Here is a 16,747-nt window from a genome sequence, read left to right on the forward strand (position 1 = left end):
GGCGGTGGGTAACCGCGAAGCCGGGGCCGGGTTCGTTCGAATCAGCCCGCGGTCTTCTCCGAGCTGCGGATCTCGACGATCGGCAGGACCAGGGCGGCGGGTGCGCCCGCGGGCACGACCGGCTGGTTGGGGCGGACCGGGGCGATCTTGGTGTAGCCGGCGTCCTGTTCGGGGCGGGTGTCGAGTTCGCCCTTGTTCGGCCAGTAGGCGGCCGCGCGCTCGGCCTGCGCGGTGATGGTGAGCGACGGGTTCACGCCGAGGTTGGCCGACACGGCGGCTCCGTCGACGACGCTGAGCGTCGGGTAGCCGTACACGCGGTGGTAGGCGTCGATCACGCCGTGCTCACGGTCGGCGCCGATCGCCGCGCCGCCGAGGAAGTGCGCGGTCATCGGCACATTGAACACATCACCCCAGGTACCACCGGCGACGCCGCCGATCTTCTCCGCGACCCGGCGGGTCACATCGTTGCCCGCCGGGATCCAGGTCGGGTTCGGTTGTCCGTGGCCCTGTTTGGAGGTCAGCTTGCGGCCACCGAACAGTCCGCGCTTGGTGTAGGTGGTGATCGAGTTGTCCAGGTGCTGCATGACGAGGGAGATGATCGTGCGCTCGCTCCAGTTCTTCACACTCATGAAGCGCAGGAAGATCAGGGGGTTGGACAGCACGAGGCCCAGGAACCGCAGCCATCGCGGCACCCGCCCGCCGCCGTCGACCATGAGCGTTTGCAGCATGCCCATCGAGTTCGAGCCCTTGCCGTAGCGCACCGGCTCGACGTGGGTGTCGGGGGTGGGGTGGATCGACGAGGTGATCGCGACGCCCTTGGTGAAGTCCTGGTCGGGCCCGAGCGTCTTGGTCGCGGCACCGACGATCGACTCGGAGTTCGTGCGGGTGAGCAGGCCGAGCTTGTCCGAGAGGTGCGGCAGCGCACCTTCGTCGCGCATCGCGTGCAGCAACTTCTGCGTGCCGAGCGTGCCCGCCGCGAGGACGACATGCTTGGCGGTCACGGTCTTGGGCGCCTTGCGCACCCAGGCGCCGGTGCGCTCGGTGGCCACATCCCAGGTGCCGTCGGGCAGCGGTCGCAGCGACGACACCGTGGTCATCGGAATGACCTGTGCGCCGGCCTGTTCCGCGAGATAGAGGTAGTTCTTCACCAGGGTGTTCTTGGCGCCGAACTTACAGCCGACCATGCAGTCGCCGCATTCCACGCAGCCGGTGCGCTCGGGGCCGGCACCACCGAAGTAGGGGTCGGCCTCGGTCTTGCCGGGCGTACCGAAGAACACCCCGACGGGTGTCTGCACGAACGTCTCGCCCACACCCATGTCCTCGGCGACGGCCTTGAAGATCTCGTCGGCGGGAGTCATGTGGGGATTCGTCACCACACCGAGCATTTTCTTCGCTTGCTCGTAATAGGGAGTGAGCTCGCTGCGCCAGTCGGTGATCTCGCGCCACTGCGGATCCTGGAAGAACGGCTCCGGCGGCACGTAGAGAGTGTTGGCGTAGTTCAGCGAGCCACCGCCGACGCCGGCGCCGCCCAGGATCAGGACGTCGCGCAGCGGGTGGATGCGCTGGATGCCGTAGCAGCCGAGCTTCGGCGCCCACACGAATTTGCGCAGGTCCCAGCTGGTCTTGGGCAGTTCGTCATCGGCGAAGCGGCGACCGGCTTCGATGACGCCGACCTTGTAGCCCTTCTCCACCAGCCGCAGTGCGGTGACACTGCCACCGAAGCCGGACCCGACGATCAGAACGTCGAAATCGGTGGTGCGCTCGGGCATGGGGGAGCTCCTCGATCGGTGTCGACAGTGACGCGGGTAACGCTAATGGCGACAGCCAGAGCTGTCAACGTTGGCTCCGAGCCCACCTATGCTGGTCGGGTGGCCCGATACACCCGAGCGGAACTCGCCGACGTCAGCGGCGTGGCGTCGCGCACCATCCGCTACTACCACTCGCTCGGCGTGCTGCCGAAACCCGGCCGAGCGGGCAAGGAAGTCGTCTACACCGACGAGCACTTGGACCGGCTGCGCGACATCGTCGCCATGCAGGCACGCGGGCTGCGGCTGGACGCCATCCGTGAGGTATTCGACACCGAACCGCAGGCAGGTGACTGGCGCACGCTGTTCGATCCGCGCGCGGGACAGTCGATCGAACGCTCGTCCTACCTCGACGATGCCGAACTCGCCGCGATGCTGGGGGAGCGTGGCACCGATGTGCTCACCGAACTCGCCGCGGCGGGGTACCTGGAACGACGCGGCCACCGATGGTTCGTCGCGGACCGCACGATGCTCAAGGCCGCACTGGTCCTCTACGACGTGGGTATCGACGTCACGCTCAGCGGGGTCTTGCGGACGCTGATCCAGTCGCGCATCGCCGATCTCGCCGACGAGGTGGTCGGCACGGTGCGCGACGCCTCGGGCACCGGGTACGGCGGTGAAGGGGTGGGCGTGGACCTGAGCCGCTTCCGCGACCGATTGCTGGCGACGGCCTGGGCGGTCGGCGGCGCGACCTTGGCCGCCGAGATCGAACGCGCCGCCGCCGAGGACGACACGGCCGGACGCCGGGATCCGGCCCGCGCCGTGAGTGGGCGATGATCGGACGATGAGCTCCGACCAGCCGGGTCCGCGCGCACTGGCCCGCGCGCAGACGATCGCCGACATCAAACGCATCGGCCGCGAGCATCTGGCCACGCAGGGTGCGGCGGCGTTGTCGTTGCGCGCGGTTGCCCGCGATCTAGGCGTGGTGTCGTCGGCGGTGTACCGGTATGTCCGCAGCCGCGAAGAACTGCTGACCATGCTGGTGGTCGACGGCTACAACGCACTGGGCGACGCGGTGGACGCGGCCCTGCTCGACGCACCCGACGACCCCGCGACCCGCTTCCGGGTCGCCGCGCGAGCGGTACGGGAGTGGGCGTTGGCCGAACCGGCCTGGTACGGCCTGCTCTTCGGTACCCCCGTCCCCGGCTATGCCGCACCGGCGGCCGACACGGAAGCGCCGGGCGTGCGCGTGATCGCGATTCTGCTGGGCATCGTCGACGGTGCCTACCGACTGGGTCAGCTCAACAGCCCCGTGCTCGAGCCCGCGATCTCTCCGCGTACGGCTGCCGATTTCGCGACGATCCGCGAGCAGTTCGGCCTCGCCGCCCCCGATCGGGTGATCGCGTCCGCCCTCACCGCGTGGACCACGCTCTTCGGTGCCGTGAACTTCGACGTGTTCGACATGTACGGGCGCGACACCTTCGCTGATCGGGCGGAGATCTTCGACCTGAACATCGACCAGCTTCTGCTTCTGCTGGGCTTCGTCGTGCCGCGCCCGGATCATGTGGACCGGTCGGTACGGTAGCGAATTGAAGAGTTCCCGCGGTATGTGGGGAGAGGGAATGTGTGAACGGCGACATCGGCGTCGCCAACGAAGGAGAGTGCCCGAGTGAATTCTCGCGAGGAGATCTTGCGCCGAGTCCGTGACGGGCTGCTCGACCTGCCCGAGGACGAGCGCCGGGTACCCATGCGTCGATCCGCGGGCAGGCACGCGATCGTGGATCCGACCGAGCGGGCCGAGGTGCTCGAGCGGTTCGTCGACCGATTGCGCGAGTACGGATCGCTGGTGCGCACCGTCGATGTAGCGGGCCTGCCCGCCGCGGTCGCCGACGTCCTCTACGGCATGAGCGTGCAGACGGTGCTCGCCGCGGTCGAGCCGGGCCCGGCGTGGCTGGATCACTGGGCCGGCGCGCCGGGTCATCAGGTCGTGCACAGCGGTTCGGATTCGGTCGAGTCCGGTGACGCGGTGGTTCGCGATGCGGTGGCAGGCGACGCCTCGACCGGTTCGCTGGCACTCGATGTCGATGGTGGACCCGCTGTCTCGGAGTCCGTGCCCCAGGTCTGCGTCGTGCGCGCCGATCGCGTCTTCGTATCCCTGCCCGAAGCGCTGGACCATCTCGATCAACGTCGCCCACTGATCTGGCTCGGTGGTCCCGGTGATGTCGAGCTGGCTCGTCAGTTGGTGGTGCTGCTCGTCGAGTAGGCGGGGAGAAAACGTTATCGCGCCAGGGTTGTGTGGGACTGACGGTCTCAGTTATTCTCGGGGAACGGTGTGACGGCGATAACAGTGCCGTGCGCGCCGGACGCGAACCGAGGAGGCACCGATGACGCTGACCGAATCGAGCCGTGGCGGACCCATCACCGAGGAGTACCGAGAGGCGCTGGCAACCCTGTCACAGGGTTCTGTCGACCGTCATTTCGATCCCTACCTCGATATCGACTGGGATTCACCCGAGCTCGCCCTTGACCCGAACGACGTGCGGTGGGTCCTCTCGCCGGAGATCGACCCGCTCGGCGCTACGCAGTGGTACCGCGATCAACCGCTGGACCGGCGCATCGAGATCGGCAAATGGCGCACAGCCAATTCGATCAAGGTCGGCGCCGCCTTCGAGAGCATCCTGATCCGCGGCATGATGCAATACATCATGAAGCTGCCGAACGGGTCGCCCGAGTTCCGGTACTGCTTGCACGAGATGACCGAAGAGTGCAACCACATCCAGATGTTCCAGGAGCTGGTCAACCGCATCGACGTCGACGTGCCCGGCATGCGGCCGATGTTTCGCGCGTTGTCGCCGCTGATCGGTGTGGCGGGCGGCTATGCCCACACGATCCTGTTCATCGGCATCCTCGGCGGCGAGGAGCCGATCGATCACTACCAGAAGGCCGTCATCCGCGCGGGCGCGACGATGCCGCCGATGGTGTTGCGCACCATGGAGATCCATATCGCCGAGGAAGCGCGTCACATCTCCTTCGCCGGTGACTTCCTCACCGCGCACATCGGGCGGATGGGCAAGTTCAATCGCGGCGTCTGCTCGGTGGCCTTCCCGATCGCGATGCGCTGGCTGGCCAACGAGATCATGGCGCCGCCGCGGTCGTTCGAGCGCGAGTTCGACATTCCGCGCGAGGTCATCGAGCAGGCGTTCTGGAAGTCGGAGCATTCCCAGCAGATCCTGTCGGGCTACTTCGGCGATATGCGCAAACTGGCCAGTGACCTCGGTCTGATGAACCCGAGCGCCAAGTGGCTGTGGCGCAAGTTCGGTATCGACGGTCCCGCATCGCGCTACCGCAGCGAGCCCGAACGCAGCGCGCGTCGCGTCGCCTGAGCGGATCCCGGCGGCGATTCAGTTGCCGGCGACGAGTTGGGTGATGATCTCGGTGAGTTGCTGATCGGGATCGAGGTTCAGGCCGTGGCGGCGGGCGACGCCGTCGACCACGTGCCAGGCGTAGGAGGCGACTTCCTCGATGAGCTGATCCCTGGTGAGGGCGGGCTCGGGGTCGTTGGCCCAGCGGGTGACGGTGGCCTCGGTCATCGACACGATGGCGAAGGTCATCGTGTCGGCCGAGGCTTCGTCGGTCACGCCGACCACCCCGGCCAGGCCGGTGACCAGAGCCCGGGTCGACCCCGCGATGGTGGCGATCAGCGCGCTCATCGCGTCGATATCGGGATCGGCCTCCGACGGCCCGGTCCGCAGGAATTCGTGTAATCGGGGGTGATCCTGGATCCAGGTGACGACGCCGCCGATCGTGCGCACCAGGATTTCGTGGATGGAGCCCTCGGCGATGTCGAGCGCGTCCTCGATGTCGGCGACGAAACGGTCGGCGATCTCGCTCCTGATCCGGCGATCCAGCTCGTCGCGACCGGCGAACTGCCGGTAGACCACCGATTTCGCGAGCCCCGCGTGCTCGGCGATCTGGATGATCGGCACCTCGACGCCGGCGGGCGCCTGTTCGATCAGCTCGACCGCGGCCAGCACGATCCGCTCCCGGCGGCTGTCGTTGTGCGGCTGCCATCGGGCTTGCCTGCCGCTCACGGCGCTGGAGGGGCGTGACGCTGTGCTCGACACCCGCCCGAGTGTAGAGCACACGTTGACGCTTCAAACCCCTACCGGGGGACCGACACCGGATCGGTGCAACTGGCGAGTCCGTCGACGAGCGAGCACGCAGCGACGGGGCGCGTCGGCCGGTAGTCGGGGCCGACGCCCCCCGTCGTGGTGATCGCCCGGTAGGCCGCGACCGCGTCGGTCGGTGTGCGGGTCAGCGTCGGGTCGGTGAGCACGTCGACGGTGTAAAGGCCGAAACGTGGTGTGTAGGAGCCCCATTCGTAGTTGTCGGTCAGGCTCCAGTAGTTGTAGCCCATCACCGGGATGCCGTCGGCGACGGCGCGCTGCAACCAGTAGACGGTGTCGCGGAGCGAATCCGCGCGGGTGTAGCCGTCGGCGCGCGGGCGGCCGTTCTCGGTGGGGATGCCGTTTTCGACGATGTAGAGCGGGCGGCCGGGGAACTTCCGCGCGTAGTGGTCGAGCGCGTAGTAGATGCCTTCGGGTTGCAGCGGAATCGTCCAGAGACGGTCGGGATCGGGGACTTGCAGCTGTGCGGGGGAGAAACCGTAGTAATAGTCGATGCCGATGTAGTCCAGGCGGGCGGAGATCCGGTCGAGCAGGGGTCCGCTGACCGCGTCGTCGACGCTGGGGATGTAGGCGACGTTGCTGGTCACCTGAGCGCCGGGGTGTACGGCGTGGATGTAGTCGTAGATGCTGTTGTGGACCTGGGTGATTCGTTCACCCATCGTCAGTACGTCGGCCGCGCCGATGCCGCCGTGTCGCAGATCGTTGACCAGATAGAACGTGGGCTCGTTGAACGTCACCCACAACGGGTCGGTGCCGGCGTACCGGTCGACGACGCGGCGGGCGTTGGACAGCCAGTTCGCCACGATCTCCGGATCGCGCCAGCCGCCGCGGTCGGCTGCCCAGCCCGGGTACACCCAGTGGTCGAGGGTCAGCATCGGCCGCATTCCGGCCTCGGTGATGGCCGCGATGACATCGTCGTAGAACGCGAGCGCCGCGTCGTCCCAGATTCCGGGTTGCGGTTGAACCCGGGCCCACTCGATGCCGATGCGGTACACCCGCACACCGAGTTTCGCGGCAAGGGCGATGTCGGAGCGGTATCGAGCGCGGAAGTCCACCGAGTTCAGGTAGGGGTCGGCCGTGCTCCCCGATTCGACATAGCGGCGCCAATTGCTGTCCGGCGCATCACCTTCGGCCTGAAAGCCGGAAGCTGCCACGCCCCACAGGAATTCGGGTCCGAGGGGCGCCAGGTGGGCCGGTGCGGGTGGTCGGGCGAGAGCGGGGGAGGGGCCGGTTGTGAGCAGGGCCGAAGCGGCCACAGCGAACGTAGCGAGGATGCGTCGACCACTGGGGGAGGGCATGGCACTCCTGGCGGGCTAGGGGAGGGGAGTGAGATCAGTGTGCGACATCGAGGGGAACGGTGCGGGGAATTAAGGCGGAGCGGCGAGGCTGGAACTTGTCACAATAATTACATGTGGTTACGTAGATATGCGCATCTACTTATGCGTTACCTCATCATGACCCCAAACATCGCTCAATTCACGACATGTTCGAACGAAAGGTGAACTCACCAGCACGGACAGGGGAGGGGCTTCCGTTAGACCGCGAGGTCTACGGCTACCGCACGGCCGGTGTCGAACCAGTACTCGTGCAGCCGCCGGATCTTTGCCCGTGAGGGCATACCGCGCAGGTGAAGCGTGCATTCGCCGAAGTCGACCAGCACGACGGTGTCGCACAGCAGAGCGCGCGCGGTGGCGAGTTCGGCCGGGTCGCTGATCTCCCTGGCAATCCCGCTGTGGGTGCCGTCGGGCAGCTTCACTGTGACGTGCGGATCGGCGCGGACGTTGAGCAGCCAGGAATTGACCGCGCCGGGCTGCGCGACCGTCACGTGCGGCGGCATCAACTGGACCAGGTACGCGCGATCGCCGTCGCGCAGGATCCGGACGCACTTCGGGCGCGGAAGACCGGTCTTGCGCCCCGTGGTGGTCAGAATCCCGTACCCACGCGGTGTGCGGAGGCGGAAGAACGGCAGCATGCCCGCGCTGAGCAGCTTCCCGTCGCGAGGGCCGCGAACGAGCCGCCCGTGTTTGCCGATTTCGGCCTGCGCCGCGGTGCGCCGGGCTTCGTTTCGGGCCTCGTCCATGCTCCTATGGTCCGCCTGCGGCGATCGGTCGTCCAGCACACCGAGTGAGTTGGCTCTCAGCACACCGTCGTGAGTGGGCGAACCGGGTTCGCTCGAGCCAGGATTCGGGGATGGTTTGGAATCCCTTGCCGGGCTTTGCGCGCGTGTTCGCGTCGCAGCCCTGGGTGATGCGTGGCGCCGGCGTTGTTCTGCCGACCGAGCGGCTGTTGCGCAGGCTCAGCGGCGGTCGGTGGGGTGTGCTCGATCTGGCCGGGCTCCCGTCGATCGAGATCACGGTGGTCGGGCGCAAGTCGGGACAGCCGCGCACCACCTCGCTGCTGTGTGTGCCCGACGGCGACGGCTTCTATCTGGTGGGCTCGAACTGGGGCAAGCCGGAGCATCCGGCCTGGTCGGCGAACCTGCGCGCGGCCCGCACGGCATCGGCGCGCTTCGACGGCAGCTCCGCGTTCCCGGTGTCGGTCACCGAGATCGCTGGTGTCGAGCGTAAGCGGGTGTGGGACCAGGCCGTGGAATTCTGGCCGGGCTACGAGATGGAGTTCCAGCGCTCGGGAGGTCGCGAGTTCCGCATCTTCCGACTCGACCGGATCGTCTGATCAGAGGGCATTGTCGGTGGCTCGCGAGCTTCGATCGCGTTGTGCGGCGCTGACGGCCGATTGTCGCCGTACGGGGCTGGTTCAGAGGCCGAGTTTGGTGACGGCGTTGTCTTCGAGCGGATTCGCGGTGCGGATGTAGCCGTGGACGGTGCGGGGGTTGGCCCAGCGGCCCTGGCGCATGATCTCGCGGTCGCTGGCGCCGCCGAGGGCGGCCTGGGTGGCGAAGCCTGCGCGTAGGGAATGCCCGGAGAACAGGTCGGGGTCGAGGCCCGCGCGAGCCGCGTAGCGCTTGACCAGTTCGGCCACGGCCCGGCCGGACAGCGCGGTGTCGCCGATCGAGCCGTGCCGGTTGATGGTGGGGAACAGCGCGCGGTCGGTGTCGGTGCTGAGCCGGGTGCCGGTGAAGCCGTGGCAGCGATGGATCGCGGGGTCGGCGGCGAGGTTGTTCGCCGTCCAGGATCGTGTGCCCTCGTCGCCGGTGTCGGCGTGGACTTCCAGCAGGCGGACCCAGTCGGCGAACGCGCAGATCGGGCAGGTGCGTGGGTGTTTGCCGCGGGGTAGGGCGATGCGCTGTTCGGCGATGCCGGTCGGGTCGGTCTTGGTTGTCGGCAGGTGCACGACGAGCAGCGGTTCGCCGGTGGTGTGGTCGGTGCGTACGTGTACGTCGCTGATGCGCAGGCCCGCGAGTTCGCTGCGCCGCAGTGCGCCGGCGAAGCCGACCAGCAACGCCAGACCGTCTCGCCGGCGCGCGGGTTCAGTGGGCCAGGCGGGTGCGGGGAGTTCGGCGAGAAGTTGGTCGAGGGTGTGCAGCAGGACCGGGCGTTTCCGGGTCGGCGGGGTGCGACGGGTGCGGCGGATGCCGCGCAGGGTGAGTCGCACGACGTCGGAGCGGGTCGGTGAGGGGAGTCCGTTGGCGGCGTGGACTGCGGCGATGGCGGCGGACTTGCGATCCAGGGTGGCCGGGCTGAACGCCCACGTGCCGTTTTCTCGTCGGGCGTCGGCGGAGGCGGCCAGGTAGACGGCTACGTCGAGTGGGTCGGCGGGCAGGGCCTGTCGGTGTTCGGCCGCGCACCAGCCTGCCCAGGCGATCCAGTCGGTCCGGTAGGCGCGCAGAGTGTTCGCCGATTGGGACGCTTCGAGGTAGCGGCGCAGTGCGCCTGCCTGGGTGTCGTCGAAGCGTTCGCGGACCAGGCGCAGGGCTGCGGTGTCGACGAGGACGCTGCGCACTCCGCGGCGTAGTTCGGTGCGGACCTGCTCGGGAAGCACCACCGATGCGTCGCTCAAGCTCGCCACTCCTCCGCGTGAATCGCCTCTGCCGCCGATGATTGCCGGTGTCGCAGCTTATGTCATCGGCGTGCGGTCACGGCATCTCTTCGAGTTCGGCGAGCTGGGTGTGGATGTAGGCCGCGAGGCGGTGGCGGGCCGCGCCGGTGAGGAAGCTGGTGTCGCCCAGGCGCGGGAAGTGGTCGTCGACGTCCCGGTCAGGCGCCGAGGCAGTCTCGGGAGCTTCGCTGACCAGTTCGAGACGGGCCGGATGATGTTGGGGCAGAGGCACATTCGGTTCGTACGGCTCTGAGGTTACTGCTCCGGTACGCACCATGGTCGAATCCTAACGTTTTGATTACGGCGGCTGCCAACATGACGTGGCAAGTAGTGATTACCGCCACGTTTTGTTCCATATAGTTCATGACACCCGGTCGGAGCCTGCGCCGGCCGACATCATGGACCGATGCAGGTGGTCATCGCCGACACGGAAATCCGGTTCGTCGACTATCCTTTCGCGGGCGCGTCGGTGTATCCCGACGGCGTGATCGCGGTATCCGCGATCAGCGAAGCCGATCCGGGCGCGATACGCCCATACCTGCGTACCGTCACCGGTGAGACGCTGTTCGTGCACGCTGAGCATCGTCGCGGGCTGGACGATTTCTGCCGACGCAACGCGATCGCGATCCATCGACGTCTCGATATCTGGGCTGATCTGCTCGAGCCGTTCCTCGACACCTGGTTCGATGCCGAGGACCAGCGGGCGACCGAAGCACGGTTGCACGGGGTGGGACTGGAGTCGAAGGAGATCGCCGAGATCCGTGGGCGCGTCGAACGGGCGATGATGTCCTACAACTTCGACAGCATGCTGTGGGAGTGGGTCTATCTGGGCCTGTACGACTTGCTGTCAGCGGCGAACGGCGTCCTCGAGCGGCCTGAATCGCAGGCGACGCTGGGAGATCCGGTAGAGCTGTACCGCTGGGCGATGAGCATCGCCGGGCGAGCCGGATCCACCTGAACGGCAAGACCTTTCGGCTCATGAGGCGCGTGCCTGCGGATCGGGGCGCGCAGTTGCCGCGACATATCCGGCCACCGGACTCAACCGCAACACCGCGGGCATGCGGCGGGTCAGCGCGGGCGGGCCGGTGAAGGTGATCCGCCCGGTGCGTTGCGCGTGGGTGAGCGGCATGCGCCCCAACCACACTTCGTAGAGCCCAGCGACATCCGCGCTGATCGTGACGTCGACGGGATAGCCCGGATCGGTCTCACATACCGAGGGCACCGCGCCTTCGACCACGATCCAGAAGCGGCGAACGTCGTCGGTGAACCGGACGTGCAGCACCTGCCGTCGGCCCGGCAGCATGGAGGTGTCGACGCGTGTGTGCATCCACCACACGAGCAGGGCGGCGTCGAGTTCTTCCTCCTGTGGCGCGCCGAAGGTCCAGCGTGCGCCCCATTCGCCGAGGCCGAACAGAATGGGCTCGAGCTGGCTGCCTGCTTCGGTGAGCAGGTGTTCGGTGCCGAGTTTCTCGATGAGTCCGGCCCGTTCGAACTGGCGCAGGCGTTTGGCGAGCAGGCTGCGCGACAGGCCCGGCAGGCCGCGGGCGAGGTCGTTGAAGCGGGTTGTGCCGAGGAACAGGTCGCGCAGGATGAGCAACGACCAACGTTCGCCGAGCACGTCGAGAGCACGCGAGATCGGACAGTACTGGCCATAGCCTGCGGTCGTGATTGTCATGGGCACCTCAGCGGTCGGCAATTGCTCCTCCGTCGCACCGACGGGGTCCACTTTCTGGACCGGGAGAGTCCACTTTCTGGACTATCTGGTTATCGCGGCGCTTTCTAACTTCGAAACATGACTTCCACAATTTCTGACACCACGTCCAGCACCGACCGGGTATCGGTGGCCCGCGAGATCGGTGAAACCTTGCGTCTCGAGGTCCCTGAGCGGGACCGCACCGGCGAAATCTCTGTCGCCGCGTTCGATCGATTGCGAGCGAGCGGACTCTCCGCGGCGCTCGTGCCGGTCGAGTTCGGCGGTGGGGGTGCCTCTCATCGGGAGATGGGGGAGATCCTGCGCGAACTCGGCAGGCACGATCCGTCGACGGCGGTCGCGTTCGCGATGCACTCACACCTGGTGGCCGCGCAGGTGTGGCGGCACAACCATGGGGTGGACGCTTCGGCGGTGTTCGCGAAGGTGGCCGGCGGTGCGATTCTGGTCAGTACGGGCGCCTCGGATTGGGTCGATTCCAACGGGCAGGCGGTGCGCGTCGAGGGTGGGTATCGGGTGAGTGCGCGTAAGGCGCCCGCGAGTGGGTGTGAGGTGGGCGATGTGCTCGTCACCAGTGTCCGCTGCGACGGTGAGGTGCTGCATTTCGCGATCCCGTTGGCCGCCGCGGGCGTGAGCATCGACAAGACCTGGGATTCGTTCGGTTTGCGGGCGAGTGGGTCGCACACGGTCGTGCTCGACGAGGTGTTCGTGCCCGATGCCGCGATCTCGATGACTCGCCCGGCGGGTCCGTGGCCGCCGGTGCTGAATGTGGTGATCGGTGCGGCGCTTCCGCTGGTGCTGGCCGCCTATCTCGGTGTCGCGGACGCTGCTGTCGAGCTCACCGCGCGTCTGCTGGAAGGCCGTTCCGACGCCCACACGGTCCAGTCGGCGGGTGAGATGCTCAACGCCTACACCACCGCCGAGGACCTCGTCACCGCCATGTTCACCGCCTCGGAGAACCTGAGCTTCCCCAACACCGATGCCTACGCCGCGCGCACCCTCAGCCGCAAGACCGTCGCGGCCGACGCGCTCATCACCACCGTCCGCCTGGCGATCGAAACCACCGGCGGCGCAGGCTATTCCCGCGCCTGCGACCTCGAACGCCTCTACCGTGACATCCACGGCTGCCAATTCCACCCACTGCCTCGCGCGAAGCAGACTCGCTTCAGCGGCCGAGTTCTACTGGGGCACAGTCCACTCGGCTGAGCGGCAAGGGGTCATCCACACCGGATGACCCCTTGTCTACTGGTACAGGTGTGCGGTGACGGTCGGGTCGTTGGCCAAGACGAAGTCGACGACGTCCCAGAACTCCGGGAGGCGGGGGTGGACCAAGCCGTCCGCGCGCGAGAGCACCACGCCGTGGACGTCGTCGGCGGATCCGTCCAAACAGGCCTGGACCAGGGTCGCCGCCGGGTACGGGTTGCTCTGGACCGGGCCGACGCGACAACCGAAAGTCACATGATCGTCTGCGGATTCGGTATCCCAGGTTCCGAGGATGACGTCGATCCAGGTGTCATGGGCCTGGTCGGTGTGGTGGTAGCTGTTGGCGAAGTACGCCGCGTAGGCGATTCCGTCGCGGGTGACCATGTTCCAGGTGCGCTCGATCGGCTCTTCGCAGCAGGGACATTCGTACCGGGCGAACTGTCGCTCATCCAGATCCGCTGCGAGCTCGGTCGGATTCATGTCAGACCGCAGATCATCACGACCGGACGCCATACCAGCATCCGGACCTCGAGTGTGCCGGCGAATTCCGTCGCCCTGACCCTCAATCGATCTTGATTCACCGCCACATGATCCGCTACAGCGGTGAAAATCTCCTACTCGAGCGAACTTCCACGTGGTTCAATCACCGGGTGATGATGTTCGCCCAACAGTGGTGGCCGCTGACCTAGCGGCTGACCGAGTTGTGCGCGGCCGCCCCGAGGGTGGCCAGATCTGTCGTGACGACATCTGTTCCGGCCCCACGGGCGGCCCTGGAACGGAAGGACGACCATGATCGACAACGACGCGTCTACGGGGACCGGAGGGTTCGGCGAGATCCTCGTCAGCTCGCGCTCCCTGCACGAGTACCGGGCGATGTTCGCGCTCACCGACGACGATCTCGGGCGCCGAATTCTGGACTGCCCGGGTGGGGCGGCCGGCTTCGCCGCCGAGGTCAGTCGACGCGGCGGTGATGTCACCGCCTGCGACGTAGCCTATTTCGACGATGGTCTCGACCGAGTGGCCGCCACCGCGGTCGCCGAAGCCGACCGCGGCAACAGATACGTCCGCGAGCATGCCGACGCCTACCGCTGGACCTTCTTCGCCGACCCCGACGAACACCACCGCGCCCGCCGCGAGTCGGCGCAACACTTCGCCACCCACACCCGCACCTCCCCCCACCACTACATCCCAGGCCGCCTGCCCACACTCCCGTTCGCTGACAACACCTTCGACCTGGCCCTGAGCTCCCATCTGCTCTTCAGCTACGCCGACGACCTCGACTACACCTTCCATCACCAATCCATCATGGAACTCGCACGCGTCGCCACCACCGAGATCCGGCTGTTCCCCCTGACTCCCATCGGTTCGTCGGAGCGCTACCCGCAGCTCGAGAAGTTGCTCGCCGATCTTGCCGAATCAGGTATCAGCAGCCGAATCGCGAAGGTCGACTACGAATTTCAGGCGGGCGCCAACGAGATGCTGGTATGCCAGGTGCCGAGGTAGTCGGTCGGCTCATGTCATCGCTGTGCTGTGACGGCGTGCAGGACGGTGCCGAACAGGTCTGCGGGCACGACGCCGGGTTCGGTGAATTCCTCTATCGAGAGCCCGCTGTTGAGTGCCAGCACCAGGACGGCGGTCGTGGCGGGGTCGATCTCGGTTCCGAGATCCAAGCGCTCGACCGCCTCCGCGATCGCGGCGCGGACGATACGACGGTGCTGTACGAATCTCTCGCGGACGGACTCGTCTCGGAGCGCGCGCAGCCAGTATTCGGTGAACAGCAGCTGCCAGTCTCGGTTGTCGAGCATGCCCTGCATCAGCAGATCGCCGATCGCTGTGATCGTGGGGCGAGTGGCTGCGGCGTCGGCCAGCGCGGTGACCGCCTCGATCCGTCGACTGATCTGCTGATCGAGCAGCGCGAAGAACAAGTCGTCTTTGGAACCGAAGTTGGAGTAGACGGCGCCCTTGGTGAATCCGGCGACGTCGGCGATCGCGTCGATCGTGGTGCCGACGAACCCTTTGCCTGCGAACTCGGACAGGGCCGCGGCCAGGACTCGTTCCCGTACTTCGGCGCGAGGAGTGCGGATTCGGGGGTTGACTGTGGTCACCACGCTGACGATACTCGCGAGTATCGAAATTTCAATACTCGCCAGTATCAAGGGGTTCTGATGTCGCACTATTCGCTCGTCATCCGCAACGGCACCGTGTTCGACGGTGCGGGGTCGGCACCCGTTCGCACTGATATCGGCGTGCGTGAAGGCAAGGTCGTCGCGCTCGGGACCATCGAGTCGGCGACTGCCGAGCGCGAGATCGACGCCACCGGCAAATGGGTGATCCCCGGCATGCTCGATGTACACACCCACTACGACGCCGAGGTCCTGGGATCGCCGGGCCTGGGTGAGAGCGTGCGGCACGGAGTCACCTCGGTCGTGCTCGGCAATTGTTCGCTCTCGACTGTCTACGCCGACGCCGACGACTGCGCCGACCTGTTCGCCCGCGTCGAGGCATTGCCCTGGGACGCAGTGCATTCCGCGGTCAAGGAGCACAAGACCTGGACCGATCCCCAGTCCTACGTCGATGCCATCAACGCACTACCGCTCGGTTGCAATATCGCCGGATTTCTCGGGCACTCCGACATCCGTGCCGCGGTCATGGGTTTGGATCGCGCGACCTCGCCGGGTGTCGTCCCCACCGACGCCGAGCTGGCGCGGATGAAAGCCATGCTGACCGCCGCCCTCGATGCCGGATTCGTCGGTCTTTCCACGATCCGCAGCTCGTTCTCCAAGCTGGAGGGGACCCGCTGGCCGGCACGGTTGCTGCCCTCGACCTATGCCAGTTGGCGCGAATTCGGTGCGCTCAACGCGCTGCTGCGCGCGCGTGGCCGGATCCATCAGAGCACACCCAATCTCGCCAAACGCTCGGAGATGGCGCGCTACTTCGCCCAGAGCATGGGCCGAAAGCGCAAGCCGCTCAAGACCACCATCATCAGTGCCGCCGACGTCAAGGCCGACCGCACCGTGGTACGCATGGCGATCGCCGCGGCGAAGATCGTCAACACACTCGGCGGTGACGGGTTCCGCTGGCAGCACCTACCGGTCCCGTTCGAGGTCTATGCCGACGGTATCGACGTGGTCGTATTCGAGGAATTCGGTTCCGGTGCGGCGGCGTTGAACATTCGTGAGGTCATCGCCCGTGGCGAACTGCTGGACGATGAAACCTTCCGAGAGCGCTTCCGTGAGGAGATGACGGCGAGCGGCTTCAAGATATGGCATCGCGACCTGCACGACGCCGAGATCGTGGCCTGCCCGGACGCCTCGGTGGTGGGAAAGTCGTTCGGTTCGGTCGCGGTCGAGCGGGGCGTCTCCCCGGTCGACGCGCTGCTGGATCTGGCGGTGGCCTACGGCACGGACCTGCGCTGGCGCACCACCATCGCCAATGACCGCGACGATGTGCTCGATCGACTCCAGCAATCGGCCCAAGTGCAGGTCGGGTTCGCTGATTCCGGTGCCCACCTGCGCAATATGGCCTTCTACAACTTCGGGGTCCGGATGCTCGAGCGGGTACACACCCGCAAATTCATGACCCTCGAGGCCGCGGTGCATCGTCTCACCGGCGAGTTGGCCGATTGGTACGGGCTCGACGCCGGACACCTGACCCTCGGGTCGCGCGCCGATATCGCGATCATCGATCCTGCCGGCTTCGACGGTTCCAGTGCCGCCTACGCCGAATCGCCCATGCCCGGCCTCGATGGGGTCGACCGCATGGTCAACCGCAACGACCGCGCCGTCGCGGCCACGATCGTGGCCGGGCACGTGCTCTACGAATACGGTGTTTTCGCCGAAGGATTCGGCACCAGGGTGCACGCCGGGCAGTTCCTGCAAGCCAGGTAGTCGCTCAGCGCGGCCTGCTCG

At 66.8% G+C, this 16,747-nt stretch carries 18 protein-coding genes; 9 read left to right on the forward strand and 9 right to left on the reverse strand.

Features of this window, described 5'->3' with window-relative positions; genetic code table 11:
* Positions 1–41: 41 nt before the first annotated feature.
* Complete coding sequence (locus ACWGCN_RS04525) at positions 42–1,769, reverse strand: GMC oxidoreductase (protein ID WP_452457534.1); 1,728 nt, start codon at positions 1,767–1,769, stop codon at positions 42–44.
* Between the two features lie 99 nt (positions 1,770–1,868).
* Between ACWGCN_RS04525 and ACWGCN_RS04530 the strand changes: the two genes are divergently transcribed.
* The 4 genes from ACWGCN_RS04530 (at position 1,869) to ACWGCN_RS04545 (ending at position 5,128) form a co-directional block, all read left to right on the forward strand.
* Complete coding sequence (locus tag ACWGCN_RS04530) at positions 1,869–2,582, forward strand: MerR family transcriptional regulator (protein WP_378991643.1); 714 nt, start codon at positions 1,869–1,871, stop codon at positions 2,580–2,582.
* A gap of 7 nt (positions 2,583–2,589) precedes the next feature.
* Positions 2,590–3,330: a TetR/AcrR family transcriptional regulator gene (locus ACWGCN_RS04535; protein ID WP_452457533.1), complete on the forward strand. Its 741-nt coding sequence runs from the start codon at positions 2,590–2,592 to the stop codon at positions 3,328–3,330.
* Positions 3,331–3,414: 84 nt separating this feature from the next.
* Positions 3,415–4,008 (forward strand): hypothetical protein, encoded by a 594-nt coding sequence (locus ACWGCN_RS04540; protein ID WP_378991646.1) that lies wholly within the window; start codon positions 3,415–3,417, stop codon positions 4,006–4,008.
* Between the two features lie 121 nt (positions 4,009–4,129).
* Complete coding sequence (locus ACWGCN_RS04545; RefSeq protein WP_452457532.1) at positions 4,130–5,128, forward strand: AurF N-oxygenase family protein; 999 nt, start codon at positions 4,130–4,132, stop codon at positions 5,126–5,128.
* 18 nt (positions 5,129–5,146) lie between these two features.
* On the opposite strand, the gene ACWGCN_RS04550 is transcribed toward ACWGCN_RS04545, so the two are convergent.
* The 3 genes from ACWGCN_RS04550 to ACWGCN_RS04560 form a co-directional block, all read right to left on the reverse strand.
* Positions 5,147–5,869 carry a TetR/AcrR family transcriptional regulator gene (locus ACWGCN_RS04550; RefSeq protein ID WP_378652493.1) on the reverse strand — a complete coding sequence of 241 codons (723 nt, stop codon included), beginning with the start codon at positions 5,867–5,869 and terminating at the stop codon, positions 5,147–5,149.
* Positions 5,870–5,907: 38 nt separating this feature from the next.
* Positions 5,908–7,230: a family 1 glycosylhydrolase gene (locus tag ACWGCN_RS04555; protein ID WP_452457531.1), complete on the reverse strand. Its 1,323-nt coding sequence runs from the start codon at positions 7,228–7,230 to the stop codon at positions 5,908–5,910.
* A 236-nt stretch (positions 7,231–7,466) separates the two neighbouring features.
* A complete protein-coding gene (locus ACWGCN_RS04560) occupies positions 7,467–8,012 on the reverse strand; it encodes a nitroreductase/quinone reductase family protein (protein ID WP_452457530.1) in 546 nt (181 codons plus the stop codon).
* 110 nt (positions 8,013–8,122) lie between these two features.
* On the opposite strand from ACWGCN_RS04560, the gene ACWGCN_RS04565 reads away from it, so the two are divergent.
* Positions 8,123–8,605 carry a nitroreductase family deazaflavin-dependent oxidoreductase gene (locus ACWGCN_RS04565; RefSeq protein WP_378991654.1) on the forward strand — a complete coding sequence of 161 codons (483 nt, stop codon included), beginning with the start codon at positions 8,123–8,125 and terminating at the stop codon, positions 8,603–8,605.
* 81 nt (positions 8,606–8,686) lie between these two features.
* On the opposite strand, the gene ACWGCN_RS04570 is transcribed toward ACWGCN_RS04565, so the two are convergent.
* Together ACWGCN_RS04570 and ACWGCN_RS04575 are read right to left on the reverse strand one after the other, a co-directional pair.
* Positions 8,687–9,889, reverse strand: a complete 1,203-nt coding sequence (locus ACWGCN_RS04570) for a site-specific integrase (RefSeq protein ID WP_452457529.1) — start codon at positions 9,887–9,889, stop codon at positions 8,687–8,689.
* A gap of 76 nt (positions 9,890–9,965) precedes the next feature.
* Positions 9,966–10,160, reverse strand: coding sequence for a hypothetical protein (locus ACWGCN_RS04575; protein WP_452457528.1), 195 nt, complete (start codon positions 10,158–10,160; stop codon positions 9,966–9,968).
* 174 nt (positions 10,161–10,334) lie between these two features.
* Between ACWGCN_RS04575 and ACWGCN_RS04580 the strand changes: the two genes are divergently transcribed.
* Positions 10,335–10,886: a hypothetical protein gene (locus ACWGCN_RS04580; protein ID WP_452457527.1), complete on the forward strand. Its 552-nt coding sequence runs from the start codon at positions 10,335–10,337 to the stop codon at positions 10,884–10,886.
* Between the two features lie 18 nt (positions 10,887–10,904).
* Here ACWGCN_RS04580 and ACWGCN_RS04585 read toward each other — a convergent pair whose 3' ends face one another.
* Positions 10,905–11,603: a winged helix-turn-helix transcriptional regulator gene (locus tag ACWGCN_RS04585; protein ID WP_449962519.1), complete on the reverse strand. Its 699-nt coding sequence runs from the start codon at positions 11,601–11,603 to the stop codon at positions 10,905–10,907.
* Positions 11,604–11,720: 117 nt separating this feature from the next.
* Here ACWGCN_RS04585 and ACWGCN_RS04590 point away from each other — a divergent pair, with 117 nt between their 5' ends.
* A complete protein-coding gene (locus ACWGCN_RS04590; RefSeq protein WP_452457526.1) occupies positions 11,721–12,842 on the forward strand; it encodes an acyl-CoA dehydrogenase family protein in 1,122 nt (373 codons plus the stop codon).
* 36 nt (positions 12,843–12,878) lie between these two features.
* Here ACWGCN_RS04590 and ACWGCN_RS04595 read toward each other — a convergent pair whose 3' ends face one another.
* Entirely contained in the window at positions 12,879–13,319 is a 441-nt protein-coding gene (locus tag ACWGCN_RS04595; protein ID WP_378991663.1) for a hypothetical protein, read from the reverse strand.
* A gap of 309 nt (positions 13,320–13,628) precedes the next feature.
* Here ACWGCN_RS04595 and ACWGCN_RS04600 point away from each other — a divergent pair, with 309 nt between their 5' ends.
* Positions 13,629–14,342 (forward strand): class I SAM-dependent methyltransferase, encoded by a 714-nt coding sequence (locus tag ACWGCN_RS04600; RefSeq protein ID WP_452457525.1) that lies wholly within the window; start codon positions 13,629–13,631, stop codon positions 14,340–14,342.
* 14 nt (positions 14,343–14,356) lie between these two features.
* On the opposite strand, the gene ACWGCN_RS04605 is transcribed toward ACWGCN_RS04600, so the two are convergent.
* Positions 14,357–14,944: a TetR/AcrR family transcriptional regulator gene (locus ACWGCN_RS04605; RefSeq protein WP_452457524.1), complete on the reverse strand. Its 588-nt coding sequence runs from the start codon at positions 14,942–14,944 to the stop codon at positions 14,357–14,359.
* 60 nt (positions 14,945–15,004) lie between these two features.
* Between ACWGCN_RS04605 and ACWGCN_RS04610 the strand changes: the two genes are divergently transcribed.
* Positions 15,005–16,726, forward strand: coding sequence for an N-acyl-D-amino-acid deacylase family protein (locus tag ACWGCN_RS04610; protein ID WP_452457523.1), 1,722 nt, complete (start codon positions 15,005–15,007; stop codon positions 16,724–16,726).
* Positions 16,727–16,747 lie beyond the last annotated feature (21 nt).

The sequence above is a fragment of the Nocardia sp. NPDC055050 genome (genome assembly GCF_053608345.1).

Coding starts and splice junctions, on each gene's coding strand:
- ACWGCN_RS04565 (WP_378991654.1), top strand. CDS start 8,123: ATGGTTTGGAATCCCTTGCCGGGCTTTGCGCGCGTGTTCGCGTCGCAG.
- ACWGCN_RS04610 (WP_452457523.1), top strand. CDS start 15,005: ATGTCGCACTATTCGCTCGTCATCCGCAACGGCACCGTGTTCGACGGT.
- ACWGCN_RS04585 (WP_449962519.1), bottom strand. CDS start 11,603: ATGACAATCACGACCGCAGGCTATGGCCAGTACTGTCCGATCTCGCGT.
- ACWGCN_RS04535 (WP_452457533.1), top strand. CDS start 2,590: ATGAGCTCCGACCAGCCGGGTCCGCGCGCACTGGCCCGCGCGCAGACG.
- ACWGCN_RS04560 (WP_452457530.1), bottom strand. CDS start 8,012: ATGGACGAGGCCCGAAACGAAGCCCGGCGCACCGCGGCGCAGGCCGAA.
- ACWGCN_RS04600 (WP_452457525.1), top strand. CDS start 13,629: ATGATCGACAACGACGCGTCTACGGGGACCGGAGGGTTCGGCGAGATC.
- ACWGCN_RS04595 (WP_378991663.1), bottom strand. CDS start 13,319: ATGAATCCGACCGAGCTCGCAGCGGATCTGGATGAGCGACAGTTCGCC.
- ACWGCN_RS04590 (WP_452457526.1), top strand. CDS start 11,721: ATGACTTCCACAATTTCTGACACCACGTCCAGCACCGACCGGGTATCG.
- ACWGCN_RS04545 (WP_452457532.1), top strand. CDS start 4,130: ATGACGCTGACCGAATCGAGCCGTGGCGGACCCATCACCGAGGAGTAC.
- ACWGCN_RS04555 (WP_452457531.1), bottom strand. CDS start 7,230: ATGCCCTCCCCCAGTGGTCGACGCATCCTCGCTACGTTCGCTGTGGCC.
- ACWGCN_RS04580 (WP_452457527.1), top strand. CDS start 10,335: ATGCAGGTGGTCATCGCCGACACGGAAATCCGGTTCGTCGACTATCCT.
- ACWGCN_RS04525 (WP_452457534.1), bottom strand. CDS start 1,769: ATGCCCGAGCGCACCACCGATTTCGACGTTCTGATCGTCGGGTCCGGC.